The 22,903-nt window shown below is 64.7% G+C and carries 17 protein-coding genes; 7 read left to right on the top strand and 10 right to left on the bottom strand.

The features are described 5' to 3' along the window. Positions 1–131: 131 nt before the first annotated feature. Entirely contained in the window at positions 132–4,049 is a 3,918-nt protein-coding gene (locus JSS27_03085; protein ID MBS0207916.1) for an FHA domain-containing protein, read from the bottom strand. A gap of 440 nt (positions 4,050–4,489) precedes the next feature. Between JSS27_03085 and JSS27_03080 the strand changes: the two genes are divergently transcribed. From JSS27_03080 to JSS27_03055, 6 genes are all read left to right on the top strand, one after another. Continuing rightward, a complete protein-coding gene (locus JSS27_03080) occupies positions 4,490–5,506 on the top strand; it encodes a HEAT repeat domain-containing protein (protein MBS0207915.1) in 1,017 nt (338 codons plus the stop codon). Position 5,507: 1 nt separating this feature from the next. Beyond that, positions 5,508–5,798, top strand: coding sequence for a hypothetical protein (locus tag JSS27_03075; protein ID MBS0207914.1), 291 nt, complete (start codon positions 5,508–5,510; stop codon positions 5,796–5,798). Positions 5,799–5,954: 156 nt separating this feature from the next. After that, positions 5,955–7,376 (top strand): hypothetical protein, encoded by a 1,422-nt coding sequence (locus JSS27_03070; protein ID MBS0207913.1) that lies wholly within the window; start codon positions 5,955–5,957, stop codon positions 7,374–7,376. A 412-nt stretch (positions 7,377–7,788) separates the two neighbouring features. Further along, positions 7,789–9,354 (top strand): hypothetical protein, encoded by a 1,566-nt coding sequence (locus JSS27_03065; protein MBS0207912.1) that lies wholly within the window; start codon positions 7,789–7,791, stop codon positions 9,352–9,354. Positions 9,355–9,468: 114 nt separating this feature from the next. After that, the gene (locus tag JSS27_03060) at positions 9,469–10,578 is read left to right on the top strand and encodes a hypothetical protein (protein MBS0207911.1); all 1,110 of its coding nucleotides are present in this window, start codon (positions 9,469–9,471) and stop codon (positions 10,576–10,578) included. A gap of 39 nt (positions 10,579–10,617) precedes the next feature. Beyond that, complete coding sequence (locus JSS27_03055) at positions 10,618–11,565, top strand: hypothetical protein (GenBank protein MBS0207910.1); 948 nt, start codon at positions 10,618–10,620, stop codon at positions 11,563–11,565. Positions 11,566–11,761: 196 nt separating this feature from the next. Here the strand turns inward: JSS27_03055 and JSS27_03050 are convergent, their stop codons facing one another. The 8 genes from JSS27_03050 to JSS27_03015 form a co-directional block, all read right to left on the bottom strand. Next, positions 11,762–13,030 (bottom strand): cysteine desulfurase, encoded by a 1,269-nt coding sequence (locus JSS27_03050; GenBank protein ID MBS0207909.1) that lies wholly within the window; start codon positions 13,028–13,030, stop codon positions 11,762–11,764. After that, complete coding sequence (locus JSS27_03045) at positions 13,027–13,440, bottom strand: iron-sulfur cluster assembly scaffold protein (protein MBS0207908.1); 414 nt, start codon at positions 13,438–13,440, stop codon at positions 13,027–13,029. Before JSS27_03045 ends, JSS27_03050 begins: the two co-directional genes overlap by 4 nt. 72 nt (positions 13,441–13,512) lie before the next feature. Further along, positions 13,513–14,004: a histidine phosphatase family protein gene (locus tag JSS27_03040; GenBank protein ID MBS0207907.1), complete on the bottom strand. Its 492-nt coding sequence runs from the start codon at positions 14,002–14,004 to the stop codon at positions 13,513–13,515. Then, a complete protein-coding gene (locus JSS27_03035) occupies positions 14,001–15,005 on the bottom strand; it encodes a hypothetical protein (protein ID MBS0207906.1) in 1,005 nt (334 codons plus the stop codon). Before JSS27_03035 ends, JSS27_03040 begins: the two co-directional genes overlap by 4 nt. A 14-nt stretch (positions 15,006–15,019) precedes the next feature. Next, positions 15,020–18,121: a hypothetical protein gene (locus JSS27_03030; GenBank protein ID MBS0207905.1), complete on the bottom strand. Its 3,102-nt coding sequence runs from the start codon at positions 18,119–18,121 to the stop codon at positions 15,020–15,022. A 443-nt stretch (positions 18,122–18,564) separates the two neighbouring features. Continuing rightward, a complete protein-coding gene (locus JSS27_03025) occupies positions 18,565–19,413 on the bottom strand; it encodes a mechanosensitive ion channel (protein ID MBS0207904.1) in 849 nt (282 codons plus the stop codon). Between the two features lie 111 nt (positions 19,414–19,524). Continuing rightward, positions 19,525–19,776, bottom strand: a complete 252-nt coding sequence (locus JSS27_03020) for a hypothetical protein (protein ID MBS0207903.1) — start codon at positions 19,774–19,776, stop codon at positions 19,525–19,527. Beyond that, positions 19,776–20,390, bottom strand: coding sequence for a sigma-70 family RNA polymerase sigma factor (locus JSS27_03015; protein ID MBS0207902.1), 615 nt, complete (start codon positions 20,388–20,390; stop codon positions 19,776–19,778). Before JSS27_03015 ends, JSS27_03020 begins: the two co-directional genes overlap by 1 nt. A gap of 257 nt (positions 20,391–20,647) precedes the next feature. Between JSS27_03015 and JSS27_03010 the strand changes: the two genes are divergently transcribed. Then, entirely contained in the window at positions 20,648–21,031 is a 384-nt protein-coding gene (locus tag JSS27_03010; GenBank protein MBS0207901.1) for a helix-turn-helix transcriptional regulator, read from the top strand. A gap of 123 nt (positions 21,032–21,154) precedes the next feature. On the opposite strand, the gene JSS27_03005 is transcribed toward JSS27_03010, so the two are convergent. Then, positions 21,155–22,618 carry a S1 RNA-binding domain-containing protein gene (locus tag JSS27_03005; protein ID MBS0207900.1) on the bottom strand — a complete coding sequence of 488 codons (1,464 nt, stop codon included), beginning with the start codon at positions 22,616–22,618 and terminating at the stop codon, positions 21,155–21,157. Positions 22,619–22,903 lie beyond the last annotated feature (285 nt).

The raw sequence follows: 22,903 nt of genomic DNA, 5'->3' as shown, positions 1-22,903 counted from the left end.
AGAGGCACAGAGGACACGGAGAAAACGGGGAAGAATGGGAGGACGATTGTCGGTTGGCCGCTTAGCGATTCGTCATTTCCCCTTCGCGCCCTTTGCGTCTTTGCGGTTCAAATTTCCCGGCAGCCCAACCGCTATTTCCCGAAGTCTTTGAGGAACTGAGCTAGTTCGTCGTCTTCGCTGCGTGACGGCGTCTCGGCGTCGGGGGCGGGCGCTTCGGCCGCCGGAGGTTCAGCCGCCGCGTCTCCCAGGAACGATGCCAGATCAGGAACCGAGCCGGATTCTTCCTCGGCGTCTTCCAGCATGGGCAAATCGTCGAGCAAGCTGTCCAGCGGCAGGTCTTCCGCGCTTGGCGCTGGCGCTTCCGATAATGGTGATGCCGCTTCGGGCACGACCGGCTCCTCGGTACCGGTCAAGAAATCAAAGGCCGCGTCTTCCGCCGACGCGGGCTCGCTCGAGGCCGCGGGGGGCATCGCTTCCGACAGCGCTTCGGCGACCGGCGCCGGTTCCTCGGCCGCGAAATTGAACTCTGGCTCGCTGGCCGCGGGCTGCTCGCTTAGGAACGCCGCGAACGGGTCTTCGTCGGTCGGGGTCGCCGGCGCGGCCGTCTCGCCAAACGCCTCGGGCGTCGTGCTCGCCGGCGCTGAGTCCATCGGTTCATCGGCCAGCGGGTTGAGCGGCGTGGCTTCCGCCGCCGGCTCTTCGACGGCGCCCAAGAAGTCGAACGCCACATCCTCGGTCGAGGTGGGTGGCACGGGCGGCGCTTCCTGAATCGTCGCTTCCGAACCCCACATCGCCGTCAGGTCGACCTCTTCCACCGGCGCGTCCGACAAGTGCAGATGCGGGCTGTTCAGCGCGTCGGCCTCGGTCGACAGCGCTTCGTGTGCGGTCAACTCGTCCATCGCCCCCGCGCGACGCGCGTCGGCCAACGAATCATTCCCCAGCGGCGCGAACAACTCGGGCTCGGCCGGAAAGTCATTCGCCGGCGCAAAGCCCTCGGCCTCTTGCGACGCGTCGGACGTCATGAAATCCAACAGATCGTCTTCACTCGCTGCCGGCGGTTCGGCCGCCGGGGGCCAATCGCTGTCGGCGCTCTCGCCACCAGGCGCTTCCGCCAGCGGCTCGTCGGCCATCGGATCGAATGGCGCGGCTTCGGCTGCTGGCTCGGCGGCGAAATCTTCGTCGACGCTTGGCGCACCCTGGCCGGCATCGAACCAGGCGGTCAGGTCGTCGCTGCCAGTCGGCGGCAAGTCGGCGGGGATCGCCTGCTCGGTTTCGCAAAACGGATCGGCCGCGTCGGGCATCAGGCCGGTTTCCGATTCGAGTTCCGCGGCGCGAGCACCCAGCATCAGCGCCTCGGCAAAGCCGAACCCTTCGTCGGTTCCCTCGGCCGGCGATTCGTCGATGGCCGTGGCGGCACCCGCGCTGGGCAACACCTCGCTCATCACTTCCGCGGGTGCGGGGGGGACCGGCCTGTCGACCGGCGCGGTCATGATCGGTGGGAAGAAGACGTCCAGCGTGTCGAGCGCGCCGGTGCCAACATCGGCCACCTTGGGGCGGCGCTTCTTGCGGCGCGGCGCGGCCGCCGGGACCGCCGCCGTTGCACCCAACATGACAGCCGGTGCGCCGAGCTTGCCGGCCGGCGCGGCTGGCGATGTCATCACCAGGTCGCTCGCGGCGTATGTGATCTTGTTCGACAGGACCGGCGTGTCGTCCAGCGCGATCGCGCCGAGCGGTGTCTGGGGAGCAAATGCGTGATAGCCGCCGCCGTCCGGCGACCCTGCATCGACGGGCCAGCCGTGCGGCGCTTGTGCCTGGTCGTCGATCACGTTGCCATGCACATCTTCGATCGGAAAGCCGACGTCCGGATGTTCCGGCGCTATCGACGCGCTCGCGGCCGCCAACTCGGCATCGTCGGCCAGTTGGAATTCATTGGCCGGCTGGTATTCGTCGACTGGTTGAAACTCATCGACCGCGTCGCTCACGGCGGGAGTGCCGCCGGACATTTCGCTCCAGAAAGCTTCCGGGTCCGCTGCCGGTGTGACCGACTCGGGCTCGCGCAGATCGTCCGGCGCGAACATCGGCTCGTCATCAGCCTCCGCCTCGGTGCCGGACCAGCCGGTGTCCAAGTCGACTGGCGCTGCGCCGACTTCGTCGCTGGGCGCGGCCGGTTCGGCTGAACCGGTTTCCGCCGCAGCGCTCAGGAAGCCGAAAGCCGCGTCGTCGACCGTCGCGTGCGACTCGGCCAGTTCCTCGCTTGGCTCACCCACCGGCAGTTCCGCGGAAGCTGCCGTTGGATCGAACAGCGCTTCCTCGGCGGCGGGCTCGGCGCTGGCCGACATCAGGCCCTGCAAGTCGTCACCGGCGCTGGCCGGATCGAACATCGTGGTGGCGGCCATCGGGTCCGCCGCCGGCGCGGCGGGCGAAGGAGCAGTTTCGATCCCTTCGCCGGCCAGGGCCGCGAAGAAGTCATCCTCGGCCGGCGGGGCCGCCGGTTCCGGGGCCGGCGTGAGGGGAGCCGCTTCGGCCGCAGGCTCGAACATCATTGGCTCAACGGCAGGCTGGGCCTCAGCAGGAGATGGGGGCGCGGCCGCCAGGAAATTGAACGCATTGTCTTCGGCCGACGCTGCTGGTTCCGGCGCGATTGGTTCTGGCTCGACTGGCACCGCTGCGGGAGCCGACAAGAAGTTGAAGGCGTCGTCCTCCGACGCTTGGGGCTGAGCCGCTGCCGGTGCTTCGACAACAGGTGTCTTTTCAGCAGCCGGCGCCGCCTCGCCGCCGGTCAAGAAGTTGAAAGCATTGTCTTCAACCGCAGCGGCTGGCTCGGGCGCGACGGGCGCAGCTTCGGCCGGCGCCTCTTCGGCGGCATCGAGAAAGTTGAATGCGTCATCTTCCGACGCCTGAGGCTGAGCTGGCGGCGTCGGTTCTTCAACCGCTGGTGTCGCTTCCGCGGCAGGGGCCTCATCCGCCGCCGCCAGGAAGTTGAATGCGCCATCTTCAACCGACGCCGCAGGTTGCTCGGCTACTGGCGCAGTCTCGACGGGTGTGGCCGCTTCAGCCGACAGGAAATTAAAGGCGGCGTCCTCCGCTTCGGCGGGCAATTCTTCGACCGGCGTGGCCTCGGCCGCGGCGGCATGTTCCTCGGCGGCTGCCTCGGTCTCGGCCAGGAAGTTGAACGGCGATTCCGCTTTCGCTTCGGCCGCCGGCTCGAACATCATTGTTTCAGCAACCGGCTCCGGCGCGGCTTCGGGGGCTGGCGCAGCTTTGGGCACATCCGCCTCTGCAGGCACTGCCGCCTCTTCGGCCGGCGTGTCGGCCGCGCCGAGCATGGCCAGGAAATCGGCTTCGTCGCCGGCCACGGCGAGGGGTTCGGCCGGCGCGGCGGTCTCGGCAAAAGGTGTGTCGACCAGTTCCACGGCATCGAACGACACCGCATCGGCGGCGGGGTCGGTGGGCACTGCTTCGGCTGCTTCGAACAAGGTCGCTGGCTGCTCGGCCGGCGTGGTCGGTGCGGCGTCGACCGGCGCGCCGCCGTCAGCCAGCGCGGCGAAGAAGTCTTCCTCGGCGGGTGGGGCCGCTTCCGCCCCGGCGGCGGCCACGACGTCGTTGAACGACATCGTCGCGTCGTCGGGCGAGAAGAGCGACTCTTGGGCGAACTCTTGCGTGGCGGCCATGTCGCCCGTCGCCGGCGCATCGGCCAGCGGGTCAAACAGCGTCGTCGCTTTCGGCGCGGACCCCTTGGGCTTGGCCGGCTTCGGCGATTGCGAGACTTCGACGCGAAACGTCAGCGGCCCGATCGTGATCGTCGCGCCCGGCTTGACCGACGCTTCGTCGATCGCCTTGCCGTCGATGAACGTGCCGTTCGACGAGCGCAAATCGCGCAGCGCCAATCGACCATTGCGCAGAAAGAACTGGCAGTGCCGGCGACTGATTTGGGAATGGACAATCCGCAGGTCGGCCGTCGGGTCGCGCCCGATGGTCAACGGCAGGCGTTTGATGGGGACTTCGCGAGCGTTGGACTCGCCACTGACGACTATCAGCTTCACATTCATCGTCGTAACCGACTCCGACTAAGTCAGCGGCGCCCGGTGCGCGCCCCGGGAGCGCCGAAAACGAGCCAAAACCTTACTATACCTACAGAAAACACGGTCGCAACTTTTGGCCCCATGACTCCGGCCAGGCGTTAAATCCGTTGCGACAAACCGCTTGAGCCGCCGTGCCACGGCCCCAAAGTAGGGGCCCGGAGGCGCAGGCGGGCAATGAGCAAATTCTATTCATCAACGTCCCACGCGGCACCGCCGCCCGAGGACAAATCTGCCCGGAAAACCTCGGGTTTGTGTGCGGATTCGCGGCATTGACGCTCTCGGCCCTGGTTCTACACTGAGGGCATTGCCCGATCGATCGAGGGGGACACGCGGCCCGTGCGTGAGCTTTCTGGCCCCTGACGGCCGCCCCCTGGCCGGGCTAACCCGCGCGCCCGACGAGTACCCCGATGGCCGACATGCCGCAAGATTCGCCGCGTTTTTCCCCTGACGACGCCCTGCCCCCGGTCCAGCCCCCCGACGCTCAATTCCTGGTCAAGCTGTTCCTGATTCCGGCCGGGATCGTTACCGCGTTGGCGGTGGCGTGGTTGGCGGTGGTCTGGCTGGTCCGCTCGGGAAGCGATCCTTACTCGTATCTCGACGCGCTCGAACGGAACAACGCGGTTCGCTGGCAGGCGGCCTACAACCTGGCCGAAGCGCTGCGCGATCCGCGCCACGCCGACTTGCGCCACGACCCGAAATTGGCGCAGCGGCTGACCGAGATTCTGGGGCGCGAACTCGACGCCCACCGAACCGAGAAAGAAGACTTGCAGTTGCAAGTCTTCCTGTGCGGCGCGCTGGGGCGGTTTCAATTGCCCGAGGTAGTGTTGCCGGTGCTGGTGCGCGCGGCCGACCCCGCCAACAAGGCCGATGCCAGCACGCGCTTCGCGGCGCTGCGCGCCGTGGCCAGCGTGGTGGCCGACTCGCCGTCGTTCGCGCGCGGGGCTCATCCCGAGGTGCTCGAGCTGGCGCTGCGCGAGGCCGACGCCGACGCGCCGAACATGCGCTCGACCAGCGCGTTTGTATTGTCGGCCTATGGCGGACCCCAGGCGCAACAGCGACTGCAAGGGCTGGTTGCCGATCGGTTTCCCGACGTGCGCTACAACGCGGCCACGATGTTGGCGCGGATGGGTGACGACCGGGCCGTACCGGTGTTGCTCGAAATGCTCAATCCCGACGAGCGCGCTGGCATTGACGTCGAAGACGAAACCAAGCTCCGCGAGGCCAAGCGGCTGAGCATCTTGATGAACGGCTTGCGCGGCGCAAAGCAGTTGGTCGAACACAACGCTACGGTCGATCGCACCAAGCTCGCGGCCGCGGCGGAACGGCTGAGCCGCGAGTCCGACTTGGGGCAAGTGGCGCTCGAAGCCAAGATCGTCGCCCAGGAGTTGGCCGCCGCGCCGGCACAATCGACACAGACCCCCTAGCTTGACCGCCGCTATCGCTGCCGGCGCTGATTGCGGCGGCAGCATCTCGGATTACACTGGAAATCCAAGCTTTTTCGCGGTCGCGCGTCGTTCGTGTTTCGCGAATCAATCACGTGAGTTGTCGCGCGGCGACAGCACGTGGCGAAATCGCAGCGCGAGCGCGAACCAAGCCGCGGTTGCAACAGTAAAAAACTTGAAGGTTTTTTTCCAGTCGCAAGTGCTTGTCGGCTTGGTGCTTCCTGAGCGTGTTCGTCCGGCTGTTAAAATGTTCTGTTTGCAAGCCGGGCGTTAATTCGCCAGAGTTCAGTTGGGACTCGAATTGAACGGGAACTTTTGTCGGCGGCGTTGTACCTGATGCCGCCATCAAGGGAGGGCCACGGATTGGGCTGCCGTCATACGTTGATTTGCACCAGGGGAGCTTGCTTCAGAACACGGGGATGACGAAGCCATGCAATTGTTCAAGCTGATGTTGGTGGGTGTGGGCTGCGCGGCCGTGCTGCCGGCCAATGATACTCGCGCGCAAAGTTGTTGCGGTCCCGAGTATCGCGTCCGTTATGAAACGGTCATCGAAGAACGTCCGGTCACCGCGTATCGCGTCGAGTACGAAACCGTCTACGACGAACGCAAGGTGACGAGCTACCGCCCGGTTTGGGAAACCGAAGTCCGCAAGCGGCGCTACACCGTCCAGCGCCAGGTGGCCGAAACAGGCGAGCGCGAAGAACAGTACACCGTCTTCAAGCCGGTCTATGAACAACGGATCGAAGACCGCAGCTACGACGTGATTCGCAACGTCGTCGAGACCAGCGAGCGCGAAGAAGCCTACACCGTCGCGCGGCCAGTCTATGAAACGCAAGAGCGCGAAGAGCGCCACGTTGTCCGCCGCCAAGTCTGTGAAACCTCGGAGCGCGAAGAGCTGCGCACCAGCTATGAACCGGTCACGACCTATCGCCCGGTCACCGTCGATCAAGGAGGCTACGTCGATCAGACCGTCTGTGTGCCGGGCCGCGTGACGCGGCGTTTGGCCGTGGAGCAATCGGCCTACATGATCGATCCCGGGACTCAATTGCCGTACTACCAGCGCGGCGGTCTGGCCTGGGTGCCGATGCAAGCCCCCGCCCAAGTCCAAGTGCAGCGCGTCTGGCAATCGAACATGGTCACGGCCCAGGTGCCGGAAACGACCTTGGTGCCGCGCACGTTCACCGAAAAGGTGCCGGTCACGACCATGCGGTACGTCGATGAAGTCCAGGTCCGCAAGGTGCCCGTGCAAGTCTGCCGCACTGAGTACGTCCAGGAAGTTCGCAAGGTGCCGGTGCAGGTCACTCGCCAGGTGAGTGAACGGGTCGACAACAAGGTGCCGGTCACGACCGTCCGCATGGTCCCCGAGACGCAAGTCCGCAAGGTGCCGGTCACGACCTATCGCACCGTGCAGGAAGAGCGTGAAGAGGACGTGTCGGTTCGCGTCTGCCGCCAGGCCGCTTTTGAAGAGACGGTGCGTGTGCCGCGCTTGGTCAAGAAGACCACGCCGGTGACCTATACCTATCGAGTGCCGCGGACGGTGATGTATCGCGAACCAATCGACGCCTGTGGCAATCCGTTGCCAGTGGCCACGCCTAGCGTGCAGGTGCCGACCACGTCGCTGATGCCGGTGCCGACGACGAGCACCATCATCGAGTCGGCGACCGTCACGACCCAGGCCGCGACCGCTCAGTCGGCTGCGACCCAATCAAGCGCATCGCAGCAGCCGACGCCGGCCGCCACGCAAGAGGCGCCGACCAAGCAACCCACGCTGACGAACAAGCCGGTGCTGGCTGATCCCAATGCCCCGGCCGCAGTTGAAGAAACGAAGACCAAGGTCGCGCCGAAGGAATAGTTTCGACGCACGTTCGTCAACGTCGCGAAAGCAATCCCAGACGCCGCTGGCTGACAACAGCCAGCGGCGTTTTTCCTTTTGCATACCTTCTGCCGGCAACGCCGGCACACCTCTCCCTTTCAGGGAGAGGTCGCAAGCGCAGCGAAGCTGGTGAGGGTAAACGCGCTGCAAGCCGACAACCGTTGCATTCAGAGCGAATTACTCTGTGCCCGCCAATGTTTGGCTTGCGACGTCTCGACCCTCCCCCCTGCCCCTCCCTGTTAGGGAGGGGTGATTGCCGCGCGAGCCTGAATCGCACGCGCCTACGATAGCAGCGGGCGGCCCGGCCCGAACTGACATTGTCCCTGGTCCCCTGGCGGGGATAAATTGTCGCCGGCTTTGAAACCTGCTCCGTCCAATTCGCGCCACTAACATGTCGCTGGCCGCTTATCTTTGCTTGTCAATCTTGCCGTGGGGCGCGGTCGATACCGTCGTCGTTTGTCCGGCCGAGTACCGGCAGGCCCTCGAACCCTGGCTCGTCTATCGTCGCAGCCAAGGTCACGAGCCAGTGGTCGTCGATCGGGCCGAGACGGCTGAACTGGCGCGGCGCAACATCGCCCGCGCCGTGGGGCCGGTGCGGCCGCGCTTTGTCGTGCTGATGGGCGACGCCGATTCGCCGCGCTCGATCCAGGCTCGGCGACCCGACAGCGTGCCGACGTTCTATGTCGACTCCGAGGTGGTCCATCGCTTCGGTCCTGAAAACCAACTGGCCGCCGATGGTCGCTACGGCGACTTCGACGACGACGGCTTGCCCGACGCGGCCGTGGGCCGCTTGCCGATCCGGTCCCCCGAGCAACTTCGCTCGCTGGTCGAGCGGACCATTCGTTACGAGCGTTCGACCGATCATGGCCCCTGGCGGCGGCAACTGAACGTGGTGGCCGGCGCTGGCGGCTTTGGGCCGGTGGCCGACGCCGCCATCGAGACCGTCGCCAAAACGATTTTGACCCAGAATGTCCCGGCCGCGTACGCGACGACGCTTACCTATGCCAACTGGCGGAGCCCGTTCTTTCCCGGCGCGGAAACATTTCGGACCACAACGATGCGCCGCCTGGGCGAAGGCTGCCTGTTCTGGGTCTATGTCGGACATGCCCAGCCGCAGCAGCTTGATTACGTGGTGCTCAACGAGCGCGGCTATCCGATCCTCGACGCGACCGATGCCGCCGCGCTGCCGGCGCGGCGGGCGACGATCGCGCTGTTGTTGGCCTGTTACACCGGCGCGTTCGATGACCTGGAGCCAAGCCTGGCCGAGGCGCTGGTCAATTCCCCCTCGGGTCCGGTGGCGGCGCTAGCGGGTTCGCGCGTGACGATGCCCTATGCGATGTGCATCCTGGCGACCGAATTGCTTTCGGAGCATTGTCAGCAGCGGCACGCCACGCTGGGCGAGCTGGTCCTGGCGGCTAAGCAGAACCTGGCCGCGACGGATCGCGACAGCGCCCAGCGGCGGATGTTCGACGCGGTGGCGCGGCTCTGCAATCCGGCGAGCGGCGATCTGGCCGCCGAGCGGCGCGACCATATTCAACAGTTCAACCTGCTGGGGGATCCATTGCTCCGGCTTCGTCCAGCCGAAGCGGCGGTCGTCCACGCGCCGGCCGAAACGACGCCGGGCGCGATGATCGAGATCACCGGGCACTCGCCCTTGCCGGCCGGCGTGGCCCACGTCGAGTTGGTCGTCCGCCGCGATCGCTTGACGTTCGTGGCGCCGACCCGCGCGGGGGCGAACCCCGCGCCGACCGCCGAGCGCGAGTTCGCCACGACCTATGAGCGGGCCAACGACCCGCGGCTGGTCGCGGTGCAAGTCCCAGTGCGCGACGGCCGCTTCGCCGCGGCGCTGCGCGTGCCCGAGGGGGCCAGCGGCGCGTGCCACGTGCGGGTGTTCATCGAAGCCGCCACGGGCCACGCGCTCGGTTCGAGCGATCTCGAAATCGCCTCGCGGCCTTAGCGGCGATGGGCTGGCGTGGCCCACTCTTTCCCTGGCGGGATTTCCCTCGTATCGCTAGCCTCGTGGCGTCGTAACAATGCGCGATGGTTGACACCGTTCATTTGAGGGGAACTGATGATGAGCTTGGGAAATCGACCGCCACGATCCGACAGTCGTCGTGAACCAATCGAGCGTAGCGAAGGTTGGAAGTTCGCCCAAGCGATTCTCGGTCGACCGGTGCCCGACGAGCGCGAGTATCGGCAGTTTCTGGCCGACATTTCGCCGGACCACGCGGATCAACTGCGTCGCGAGCTGGCGGCGGAAGCGGCGGCCCGCGCCGACGAGGAGTTTCGCAGTTGGCTGCGCGACGTGGCGCCATTGCACGAGGCGGAATGGAACCCGGCCAAGCACCCTCGCCGCGGCAGTCAGCCGAACCCGGGCTGGTTCGCCCCCACCGGTGGCGAAGGAGACCACGCATCGAATGCTAGCGCGCCGAGCGACGCCGCACTAATCAATCGTCGACCAATAGTGGCGCAGTTCACGGCAGCATCTTCCGGCGACGGCCATCATTTTGCGGCGAGAGCTGCCATCTATAGTGATGATGTCCTGCCGAAATTGGGGGACGATGCTCTTACGTATGCCGCCGGACGGACATCAGGAGCGACAAATCCATCCCATTCGTATGGCAAGTACGGTGGCATCAAGCATGGCGATTATACAAAGGCTGTTAAGCAAGAAATCCTCAAATTCATCGAGCGCAAGCGAATCAAGAAGATGACCAAAGAGCAAATGGAAGAGTTCATCAATCTGATTGAAAGCGGCAAAGGATCGAATGGCAGGCCTCACGACGTGATTGGCCCATTCAATCGAGCGATAAAAAAAGCTGTTCCAAGGGGAACCAAAGTTGTCACGGCGATGGACGACGTCATGGCAAACGGGCGTCGAATCAGGACGCAGCCTCGTTTCAATATTCTGACCAAAGCGGCGATTGCCTCAGCCTTTCTGGGAGAAGCTATTGCGGCTCAGGCGAGCGTCTTGCAGGTGGCCGGGACAAGTGGGCATTACCGTCGAGCCATGGAAGCGCTCGATGCTGGCGACTTGGTTCGCGCACAGTCGCTGCTCACCGGCGACAATGATAGTTTGTACATGGAGATTCTCACCCAAGTCGGCGCCTATGCGGCGCTCAATTTTCGTAGCGCTGTGGACGAGATGTTTGAGAGGCTGGCTCGTAAGGAGTACAAATGAAGGTCGGGAACCTACTGGCCACCGATTTGAGGCAGCGATATGTCAGGACGCCCAATCTCCGAACGCTGCCCTTCGGCAGAGGAATTCAACGGGTACTACAACATTCGGGATGAGGAGTCGCCGTCTCAACAGTATCCGATTTTGCGGTCGACGACCGCATTGCCTGTTTGGGATGAGCTCGAGTTTTGGGACGTCTATTTCGCGGCTGAAGATTGGTCGCGAGAGAACTCGCCTGCCGCGCCAAAACCTGAAATCGATCATTTAGCATCTCCAGGCATGTGGGTGCGCGATTGGAGCTCGCCACGAACCTTATTGGTGGATATTGGAGACCACAGTTGGCTTACGCCGAGCCTGCTAAAGCGCCTTCAGGCTGATGTGGTGAAAAAATTCCCGCTCTGGCGATTCTCGTTAATTGGCGAAGCGAGCTCCAATGTCATCATGGTTTACCCCGATGCAATTCGCATCGGGAATCGGCCCGCTGACGCTGATTGGGAGGAAGCGCTGCGCGAAGTGGCAGCCAGTGAGGCCATTTTACGCGAAGAACGGCTGCACCCTCAGCGGGCCCATTACGCCTTCCTGGAACGCAGGCTGCCCTCGGTGGTCAACGAAATGGGTGATCGGGCGTTCGTGCTGTTTGATCTGATTGATGTGGGGATCATCGACTACAGCAGCCTGACACTCTGTTTTCTGGTGCAGGGCGCAGAACCAGATGCGGATAGCTACTTTACTGTCCGCAGTCCTGGGGAAATGGCAGAGAGCGAGTTTTCGACTTGCCGGGGACCAGCGGTCAGCGCCGATGGCAAGATGCTCTGGAATTTTCCTCTCGACCAGACGCCTGCCTTTTATCTGAATCGATGGTTTCTCCCTCGCGAGTTTCGCGGCCTAGTCACGATCCAGGCTGACGCTACCGGTGACGAATTCGAGTACGAGGTAAAGACCGAGAACATTGTGCATTGCGAGTGGCCAGTAGTTCCTGACGCTCTCTAACTAAGATGATGGCTAGCGGGGCGTCGTTGTTCCAGCCGGCGCGTTTGCGTTTCTTTTTCACGCTGCTCGAGAATTTGTCGAGTTTGATTCGGCCCCAGGCGGCCGTGGTCAAGCGTCGCGCCTCGCGGCCCGTGAAGTCTGTTTCGTGCAATTGCGGGAAGTAGGCCAACGGTGCGCGTCTTGACGGACGCCAGCTTCATTTCCGATGAATCACGCGCCGCGCGGCTTCGAGCGCCGTGGCCAACTGATCGACTTCGTCGCGGGTGTTGTAGAAGTAAAAGCTTGCCCGGGCGCTGGCGTTCACGCCCAACCGCTTGTGCAGCGGCATGGCACAGTGGTGCCCCGCCCGAACCGCCACGCCGTGCCGATCGAGCAACTGGGCGATGTCGTGGGCGTGGACCCCTGCGAGCGTGAAGCTGACGATCCCCCCTTTGTGCTCCGGCGCTGGCCCCAGCAGCCGGATGCCCGGCAGCGTCGTCAGCCGCTCGTGGGCATAGCGGACGAGCTGCTGCTCATAGTCGTGAATCGCGTCGAGCCCGATCGCGCATAGATAGTCGATGGCCGCGCCAAAGCCGATGGCTGGCGCGATCGGCGGCGTGCCGGCCTCGAACTTGGCGGGCAGATCGGCGGGCTCGAACCCGTCGAGCCGCACGCGGCGGATCATGCTGCCGCCGCCGAGGAACGGCGGCATGGCGTCGAGCAGCTCGGCCCGCCCCCACAACACGCCGACGCCGCTGGGCCCCAGCATCTTGTGCGCGCTGAAGGCCACGAAATCGGCCCCCAGCGCCACCACGTCGGTCGGCAGGTGTGGCACGCTTTGCGCAGCGTCGATCAATACTTTCGCGCCGACGGCGTGGGCGGCCGCGATGATCTCGGCCACCGGATTGATCGTTCCCAGCACGTTCGAGACGGCCGTCACCGCGACCAGCCTGGTCCGCTCGGTCAGTAGCGTTGACAACGTCGACAGGTCGAGCCGGCCGTCATCGGTGAGCGGAATGTACCGCAGCGCCGCGCCCGTGCGCTCGGCCGTTTGCTGCCAGGGGACCAGGTTGGCGTGGTGCTCCATTTCGGTCAGCAGCACTTCATCACCTGGCCGGAGTTGCGAATCGCCCCAAGCCCGAGCCACCAGGTTGATGCTCTCGGTCGCGCCGTGCGTGAAGATGATCTCTTCCACGCGCGGCGCGTTGATCAGGGCGCGGGCCTTTTCGCGGGCCTGCTCGAACAGATCGGTGCTCTGATCGCTCAGCCAGTGAATGCCGCGATGGACGTTGGCGTAATGCTTTTCATAGACTTCGACCAGGGCGTTGATCACTTGCCGCGGGCGCTGCGTCGTCGCGGCATTATCCAGGTAGACGAGCGGCACGCCCGGCGAATCGGCCGTGGCGCGGACGCGCGTTTGCAGGATCGGGAAGTCGGCGCGGAGCGCGGCGACGTCGAAGCCGGCAGCTTTAATTGTGGCGCTCATCGTCCCCCTCCCGCCGGCGACGCTTCGTCCGGCTTGATGGGCGAGTAGACCGCCGCTTGCAGCACGCGCCACGCCAGCAGACAGCATTTCTGCCGATTCGGCGTCAGCTTCACGCCAAACAGCGTCAGCATGTCCGCCGCCGTCAGCCGTTTGACGTCGTCAACCGACATCCCTTCGACCTTTTCGGTCAGCATCGACGCGGCCGCCTGGCTGATGCAGCAGCCGTCGCCGTGGAACCAGGCCTGCGCCACGCGGTTTGCCGGATCGATCAACAACTCCAAGCCGACCACGTCGCCGCACAACGGGTTGTCGTCCTCGTGCGCGTGGGTCGCGCCAGGACAACGGCCGCGATGGTGCGGCTCTTCGTAGTGGTCGAGGATGTGTTCCTGGTAAACGTCGTCGTCAGGCATGAAAGTTCGATCTTTAGCCCTCGGTCAATGACCGGGGGTCAACGCCGCGCGAGAAGTGAGTCCCACTTACCATTATTCGCCCAGCAGCTTGGCCGTGGCTAGCCAGCGCAAGGAGCCTTGCCCGCCGGCGATGGGGCCCTCGAAGTCGATCCGGGCCACCGCCCCCTTGGCAAAATCGATGCGCAACGTCTCGCCGCCAATCAACTCGGCCAGTAAGTCCCCCACGTCCGGGGCGTGGCCCACCCAGGCTTGCTCGGGGGCCACGGCGCTCGAGTCGATGGCCGCCAAAACCGCGTCCAGTTGCGCGCCCGGCGCTAGCGCGTCGATCGTCGTCGGTTCAGCGGCCAAGTCCAGGCGCTCGCGCAGAATCTGGGCCGTTTGCACGGTCCGGACCAGGGGACTGGTGTAAATCTGTTGCGGCAACATGCCACGCTTGACCAATCGTTTGACCATCGCGCGGAATCGCTTGGTTCCGTCCTCGGTCAGCGGCCGCTGAGCATCGTCGGGCCAGCGCTGTGGATCGCGTTCGTCGGCCCAGGCGTGTCGCACTAAATAGAGGATCATCGTTCCCTCCAGAGTCCGGCCAGTTCGATCCCTAATTGTTGCCTCACCGTGGCCGACTCTTCAAGCCAGCGCCGGGCGTCGGTCGGGTAGCCCTTGGTGGGGCGCAGCTCGGGCTGGGCCTGGGTCCAAAAGTGATTAAACGCCTCCATCGCCAACTCGCGCAAATACTTCGACACCATCGAAGCCAGCGCCGTCGGCAGGTAGGCCTCGGCCCGAGGGCGGAAACGGACCTCGACGCGCCGCTCGGCCGAGCCCCAACGATAGACGCTGTCGACGCGCGACTCGCCATGCACCTCGACGAACGTGTCGCCCACAAAATGTTGCAACAGCCCTAGGTAGCGATCGCGCCCACCGTGCTTGTCGCAAACGACGTACACCTCTTCATCGGGGTAAAGGGCAATCGTCTCGCACAGCAGCCCCAGCGACGTATGCGACAGGACCGCCGCCTTGTTCGGGTGCTCGCCAAGCAACTGGTTCCAACGCGCCGGAAAGACCGTTCGCGAGCGGACATCGATCAGCCGCACCGGCGCGGCGGCAAAACCTTCGCACGCCCGCGCGGCCAGCAGCTCGACCCGCTCGGCCGACGCCGACAGCGGCAACACTCGATCGAACTTGGCCCAGCAGGTGTGCTCGGCGATTTGCTGACGATCGCCGTCGGGAACCAGCGACCAGGCCTCGCTCCAGCGCATGGGCCGCGGGCGGCACGCGGCCAGCAAGGCCAGCACGTTCTCTTCGAGCGCCGCCAGGCCGTGTTGCGACGAGTAGATCGCTTTGGAATCGGCGATCACCAAGCGCTGCTGCCGCGGCGGCTTCTTGCCGCGACGTTTCGCGGGGGGGGTAGGCGCTGCGTCGGCCGTGTTGTCGCAGATCAGATCGTCGAGCGCGTCGTAGAGCGAATCGCGCAGACTGGCGTCAGCGGTTCGCCAGACGGTAACCGAGACCACCAGCGGTCCCAGGTTGGGTCCATAGCCTGCTTCGTCCACTCCCATCAGCAAGGCCATGGCATCGCGACCTGTCAGTCGAAGATCAGGTATCCAAATCCCTCGGGCAGCACCGACGTCGACGCCGGCGTGGACCACGACTGGAAACCAGCCCCGGGCGCGACACGCTGCACGCCGAGCGCCCAGACAAATCGCGACGCGGGCCGTTGGGGCACCAGGGCCGCGAACGGAATCGCGGCCTCGGCGGTCCAGGCTTCGTCGTCGCCACCGGCCGCCACGAACCAGTCAGGATCCCACTGCTTGGTGACCCACAAACTGTCGCAGGCCCAGCCCCGTTGGTCAATCACCAATCGGTAATAGGTGGCGAAGTCCCGATCGACATCGAGCAGAATCTCGACCCGATCGTGTTTCGACAGATCAGGATTGCGCGGCCGCGGGCTGTCGCTCGATTCATAGCGCACGCCCGGCGCGCGCCGACAGCGAACCGCGATGTACAGGTATTCTTCGTCATAGGCAACTTGGGCCGTGGCCGGCCACTCGTCGTCGTCGGCGTGCAGACTTTGCAACGGGACGGTGTGCGCCTGACGCCAGATCGTGTCGTCCAGTTGCCCGTCGAGGCGCGGCTTGAGCGCGCAGACCGCGGCGTTGCAAACCGGCTTGGGGCACTCACCCTTGGGCTCGTTCAACCACTGTTCGCCGGCGGCGCACGCCCACCAGGCATCGTGCGCTCGCCCGCGAGCAAAACCCAGGAAGAACCGGTCAGCCTGGCGCGGCAGTCCTTGGGTGCGATGGGCCGCGGCCAGCGGAAACTGTACCGTCGGTTCGGCGAACAAGGCCGGCGAACGCTGCTCGATCTGACCGGCCGCGCCGGCGGCGCGCTGGGCTCGGTTGGCTTCGCCTGGCGTGTCCTTGACGAAGTGGGCCTGGCGCTCGGTCTGGACCGCGCCGTTCATGGCGGGAAGTGTCTTGTTGTTGCCGGCGCGACGCACCGGATCGATCACGGCGGCCACCGGCACGTTGACCGCGGCTGCGGCGCGCTGCTCGGATCGTTCGATCTGCCAGGCGATTTCGCTGCTCGACCAGTAACGCAGCAACCACACGAGCGACGGCGTCGCCAGTCGATGTTGCGGATAGCGCGTGACGAGCAGTTGGTGCATCTCGGCCGCCGGGGCCCAGCGACCTTGCTCGGCATAGCGCGTCGCCAACTGGTAAACCAGGTCAGCCGCGCCGCGCTCGTCGAGCCCTTGGGTTAACGTGGCCACGTGCGACACCAAGCGCGCGGGGTCGGCGTCGGCCGCCGACTCTTGCGCGATGATGGCTTGCAGATTGCGGCGCTTCTGGGCCGCGCGGCGCAGGGCGTCGGTCTGGTCGGGCATCGGAGGCAACTGCCGGCGAGCGTCGCTGCCGGGCTGCAACGCGATGCCGGTCATGAAGTCGTTGCCGCCGCCACCTTGCGGCAAGCCGTCGATCAGCAACTGGAACCCGGCCGCGACGTTCACCGGCGGCGCGTCGCTTAAGAGTCCGCGGGCCTCGGCCGCCAGATCGCCGATCGTCGTTCCCATTCGCACGGCGAATTGCGCCGCCGGAACGCTCAACGCGCCGGGCTGTCCGTCGCCGAGCGAGCCGATGACTTTCTTGACGCGCCACGGCTCCAAGCCCATTTGTGCCGTCTGGGCCGGCCACATCGTCGGGTCGGCCGCTTGCTGAATCGCGCGTAGTACCACCTGGTTCAACAAGTGATCGAGCGGTTTGTGTCCCCGCGGGTCGACGCCGTGCGTGACCACAACTTCGGGGCGCCAGGTGCGAATCGCGCGGACAATCCGCGCTTCGAGCCGTTCGAGCCCGTGGCCGTCGTGGACCGTGTTCCAGGTTTCGAGGATTTGTTCGCTCGACGCGCCGAGTCCCTGTTGACGCAACGGGAACTGCCAAGCCTGCTCGGTGGCGCTGCCGCCGACCTGGCTCATGGCCGTCGCGGCGCGGGCCGCCAGCGTGGCGCGCTCGGCGTCGCCCGGTTCCAAGTCGCGGCGGACCAGAAACTCGGCCGCGGCCAGATACCCTTCGTTGCCCGACAGACGCGTGAACAGTTCGAGCGGCAGATCGTTCGGCTCGGCCACGAGCGCCAAGATGGCCGCCCGCGCGCCGCCCGAGCGCTGACGCCGCCAGGTTCGTCCGCCGTCGGCCGTGGCCAGAATCGTACCGAGCGCGCCAATGGCCCAGCCGTGTTCATCGTCGACAAAGTGGATGCCCCGCAGCGGGACATGGCTGCCGGTGCTCATCGACTGCCACGAGCGTCCGGCGTCGCTCGAATGCAACACGCGCGTCCCTGGTTCGCCGGCGACCCAGACCTTGTTGCCGCGCACGGCGACGGCCCGCCAGTCGAATTGATCGCCCGAGACCGCTAACGGATCGCCGATGGGCGAGAGCCAGGTGCGGCCCAGGTCTTGCGAGTATTGAATCACGCCCCCGTCGCCAACCACCCAGGCCGAGGCCGGCGGCGCGATGTTCACTTGTCGCAGGCGGCGCAGGCCCAAGCTGGTCTTGTCGCTGACTTCGAGCTGACGCCGGCGGACGAGTCCCGTCGCCCCGATGTCGCCGACCAGGACGCCGTTGTGCGGATCGGCAAAGTCGCCACCCAGCCAGTTGGTCGGCGTGCCGCCGGGCACAGGGCTCCAACTGCGTCCGCCGTCTTCGGTGTCAGAAATGCCCGAAGGTTGCAGCGCCGTGCCAGCGCCGAACACAATGCCGTGCGCCACGTCAAAGAACTTCACACGTTCGGCGGCGGCCAACATGGCCGAGCGAACTGGTTGCCACGTCGCGCCGCCGTCGATCGTGCGGAGCACGACCGGCGCGATGTTATGGACGACGGGTTGCGGTTGCGAACCGACGATCCAACCGTGTTTGGCGTCGACGAACGAGACGCCCGTCAGCCGGCAAGTCACGCCCGACGGTTGCAGCGTCCAATGTTGGCCGGCGTCGCTGGTGTGCCAGATCACGCCTCGATCACCGACCGCCCAGCCGGTTTGCGCGTCGATGAAGCAGACGTCGTACAGCTCGGCGTCTTCTTGCATCGAGCGCCATTGCGCCTCGGTATCGATCGATTGCCCGCGCGCCGCGGCCAGCGCGAGCGAGGCGATGAACACTGCGGCCAACGAGCGGAGGCATCCGTGCGCGTCCATGAACCGTTCCTCGTCCTTGAGGGGCCGCGCGGGAAGGGGCTAGGGACTGGAGGCTAGGGGCTAGCCGAGTCACTCAATCGGCCGCGCGGCAGCGTGATTGTACGCCAGCAGGGAATTGCCGGGAACGTCGCTCGCGTTCCGCTCTAGCGGCGCGTGACAAGAAAACATCGGGTAGCCCGGATAGCTCGGCTATCCGGGTCGCGACAGCGACAAGAGGGATCGTGGGCGGTGCGAATTGCCGATGCCAGCCGAACTCAGGCCCCCTTGTTGCTACGCAACCCCGATAGCAAGCTATCGGGGCTACCCACTTGGCGACGCAACGTCGTTGGCCCCCGGTCATTGACCGGGGGCTAATGAAGGCCACAAAAACGACGCAAGCCCGGCGATTGTTACGTCGCCGGGCTTGCTCGTTGGTACTCGGACTCTTCCGGTGCTAGCAGCGGTTAGCGAACCGCTTCGTTCAACATCTTGGTGTTCGGCACGCTATGCCGGTTGACTAGGCCATCTTCCATCGTTTCGATCACCGTGGCGACGGGGCCGACTTCGCGGACCGTGCCTTCCAGGGTGCCGACCGTCACGTGGTCGCCGGCATGCAGACGTTGACGCGTGTAGTAGCCGGCCAGGATGCCGGCCATCACATCGCGACCACCCAAGCCAAACGACAGACCGAAGCCCAAGGCCACGGCCGCGAAGGCAATCAGGATCATCTGCTGCAACAGCCCGAACTCGACGCCCAGTTGATCCAAGGCGGCCAGCGCGGTCATCAGCGCCAAGACATAGTAGATGCCATTGGCCAGATGCTCGGCGTAGCTCAGCCCGATCCGATCGGCGCCGGTGGCGATCACGCCCCGCAGAAACGTGGCGACCAGCAAGCCGACCACGACGACCACCGTGGCGAGCAACACGTGCGGGATGTAAGCCACGACCTTGTCCATAGCGGTCGAGACGGCTTGCATGCCCAGGATGTTGAAGGCCGCGGTCAAGAAAACGCACATCGTCAGCCAGAAGACCAGCCGGCCGAAAATCCACGGCACCGTGCGTTCGATGCCAACTTGCCGCATGCTGGTGGTCAAGCCGCTGCTCTCGGCGGCGCGTTCGAGACCCAGCGACTGGGCCAGGGCCGAGACGATCCGGTCGAGCACGCGGGCCACAAAGTAGCCGAGCACGAGCACCAGGATCATGCCGACGAGCTTCGGCGTCCAGGTGATGACTTGCGTCAGGGCCTGGTTGACGCTGGCTTCGAGCGCCTGGCGCCAGCTAGTAATGGTTTCGAGATTGATCGAAGGATTCATGATATTAACTCCCGAAGAAGAGAACAGATCAGCAACCGGCGAGGGACAATCTGCCGAGCAGGGCTGCGCTCGCCACGCAGTCCCGGCGCCGTTGAATCAAGCACGGACGGGTCACGGCGCACGCGGTGGTCGATCCTGCCGATCGACCAGGTACCGTCCGGAAAACGTATAAACCACCAAGGCCAGCACGGCTCGCGAAAAGTGCGCGACGGCATAGCCGAAAACTTTGAGCACGAACTCGGTCAGGTGCAGCACCAGCAGCGAGCGATTCAACCGCGAGTGCAACGCGTGGTTGAAATGGCTCGGCGCTGGTGGCGCTGGCTCGACGTGTTCGCTGAGCTGATTGAAGATGTCGTGTTCCATCATGGCTCCCGCCTTGGACTGCGCTTGGGCTTGGCGCTGGCCGGCGCGTCGGCCGGGGTTGCCGCGCGCTTACTCGTGGCTCCCTCGCCGTAGCGCTGCTGGATTTTGTCGCGGGCCCGGGCCACGCGCATCTTGCAGGCGCTGACGGACAACTCGAAAATCTCGGCAAGTTCTTCATAGCTGTAGTCTTCGACGTATTTCAGGATCACCAGGGCGCGATCCTCTTCGTCAAGCACATCGAGCATCTGGACCAGGTCGAGCTTCAGGCCGCTTTCGCCCGGCGTGCTGACCGCGGCTTGCTGCGCCGCCAGGTCCTCGCGCCGGCGGCGTCGGCCGCGACCGCGGCGTAACGTCAAGCAGGTGCGAATCGCGATGCCGTGAACCCAGGTCGAGTATTTCGAGCGCCCTTCGAACTTCTGCCGGTGCAGAAACAGGCGGACAAACACTTCCTGAGCGGCATCGTGGGCATCAGCCTCGTTACCCAACAGCCGGTAACAGACTCGCCACACGCGGTCGCGAAAGCGGTCGACCAGCGTGACAAACGCCGGGCCGTCCGAGCCTTCACGCGCCGCCTGGGCGGCGAGTTGTTCGTCGCTGAGATCCTGGAGGCTCACTAGGCCGATCCTCACGCCAGCGCCTCCGGCTCACTCGGCGACGATCCGTGTCGCTCGACTGTCTGACCTTTGAGTGGCCGGCCGGTAGCCCTGGGTCACACGAGACCCTGGGTAATTTGAGAAAGCGCGCGTAAGTATGGGCCAAATGGCAATTTAGGGCTAGAGAGATTGGGCTGTTGCCGGACTTTCCTTAGATACTTGGTGTTGTAATATAATTCAACAGCAGGATTATAAATGTACGGATAACGGTAACTAGGATGCCAAAGCGACAATCGCGAACTAGCCGCCTGACTGCTGAAGAGGTCGCTCGCGACGAAGCGATCAGGGCCAAGTATCAGAACAAGCCCACGCTGGAATCGCTCAGCGCCAGCGGCGATTACTTGCCTCCCCTCAAGCAGCAGCACTATTTCGAGTTGCTCCATGCGCTCCGTCGCTTGAAAGAACTCCGTGAACTCCACGGACTGAGTCTCGCGGAAGTATCGAAGCGGTCGGGAATGGACCGTTCGGCAATTAGCAAACTTGAAAACGGCGTCTTCACCAACCCCACGTATGCGACACTGGAAAACTACGCTCAAGCCGTGGGTGCGAACCTGCGCTTCGTCATTGAAGAAGCGGGGAACAAACCGAGCGTGACGCGGTAACGCTTTTTGCGACGCTCGCGAATTTCGGCGGTTGACTCGACGTCGGGGCGATGCGCGCGGGCCTATGGCCCTGCGGCTAAACGGCAAGCGTTGGGCACGTCGTTAGATGACGTGAAAAATGAACTACCACTTCAGGCCGAACTTTTCGCCGCCGCTCTGCTTGGCGATGCCGCCCTTCAGATTCTTCTGCGCCGCGATTTGTGCCGGCGTCAGGGGCGTTGGCGGCGGGGCTTCCTCGCCGGGTTTCTCGTCCTCAAGCGGCGCGCCGAGCATGGCCGCCGCCTTGATCGACAGGCTCATCCGCTGGGCCTCGGGATCGATCGACAGCACCTTGGCTTCGACTTCCTGCCCGACTTCCACGACATCGCGCACGCGGAACACGCGGCCCACCGACAACTCACTGACGTGGACCAGCCCCTCGACCCCCGGTTCGACCTCGACGAACGCGCCAAAGTCCATGAGCCGCGTTACCTTGCCGCGGATGACGCTCGTCACCGGCTTGCGCTCGGCCAGGGTGTGCCACGGATTGTCGAGCAGATCGCGCATGCTCAGGCCGATCTTGCCGCTGGCGGTGTCAATCTTTTTGATCAGCACCTTCACGCGCTGCCCCACGCTAACCACGTCGGCGGGGTTGTTGACACGCTGCCAGCTCAACTGGCTGACGTGGACCAGGCCATCGACGCCGCCAATGTCCACAAACGCGCCGAAATCTTGCACGCTCCGGACGGTCCCTTCGCGGACTTGTCCTTCTTGCAGCTCGGACAGCGCTTGCGACTTGGCCTCTTCACGCTGCCGTTCGATGATCGCCCGCGCGCTGAGCACCAGATTTCGCCGCTCGACGTTCGCCTCGTGTACCACGCACGTCAGGTGTTGGCCGACGTATTGCTCCAGGTTTTCGACGCGATACGGCGCGATCTGGCTAGCCGGAATAAAGCCGCGCAATTGGTTCACCTGGCATTCCAGGCCGCCTTTGTTGTGACCGGTGACCCGGGCCTCGACGACCATTCCCTCACTGACCTGCGACCAGTCCTCGACCACGGTCGCGGTGTGCAGCGATGGGCTCACCTGATACAGCTCGTCCTCCGCGTTGTACCGCTGCACGATCACTTGCAGCGTGTCGCCGACCTCTGGGTCTTTGACCAACTGGCGCGCCGACACGACGCCTTGATTGCGGCCGCCGAGATCGACGAACACGTCGTCGCCGTGAATCGACAGAATGGTTCCTTGTATCTTAGTGTCGGGTTCAATTTCGGCCGCAATGGCGCTGGCTGTCGGATCGAGCATCTCGTCGAGCGATTGCTCCCCCATCGCGGCCGCCAACTCCAGCTCGTCTTCCGGCGCCAGCTTCTCGCGCGTGTTCGGCACCGGCGTCGTCTTCACGGGACGCGGGTCGCGCGACTCGCCCGAGAATTCGCGCTGCGGCTTGGCTCGCACCGGCTTGCTGCCGGAGCGTTGCGAGCCGATGGATCGGGACAATGGCCCGCGCGCCACGGGCTTCGCGGCCTGGGCCTCGGTCGCGGCGGGCGCTGCGGCGGCGGGGGTGGCGGTGGTCTCTTGCGGGGCGGGATGCGATGCGGAATCGGTCATGGACTTGAGGCCTGGTAAATCGACGGCTGTGGATGGAATCACTCAATTTATCAGCCGCGCGACAAGCTGGATAGAACCGGTAAGCTCCGGCAGGGATTAGTTCTACGCCTGTCGACAGCAGGGCCCGCGGCGCGGCGAAATCGCCCGCAGTCGGTACATTGTCGGGAACGATTGCGTCGATTGTAACGACTAAGCAGCACCCAGCCACGTGCATGCCCGCTCGTTGTAACGTCATTCGCTCTATTGCTTTTGAGAAATGCTTGATAGCATAGACAGGTTAAACGG

The organism is Planctomycetota bacterium (assembly GCA_018242585.1).
Lineage (GTDB): Bacteria > Planctomycetota > Planctomycetia > Pirellulales > PNKZ01 > JAFEBQ01.
This window is presented reverse-complemented; position numbering and strand designations above follow the sequence as displayed.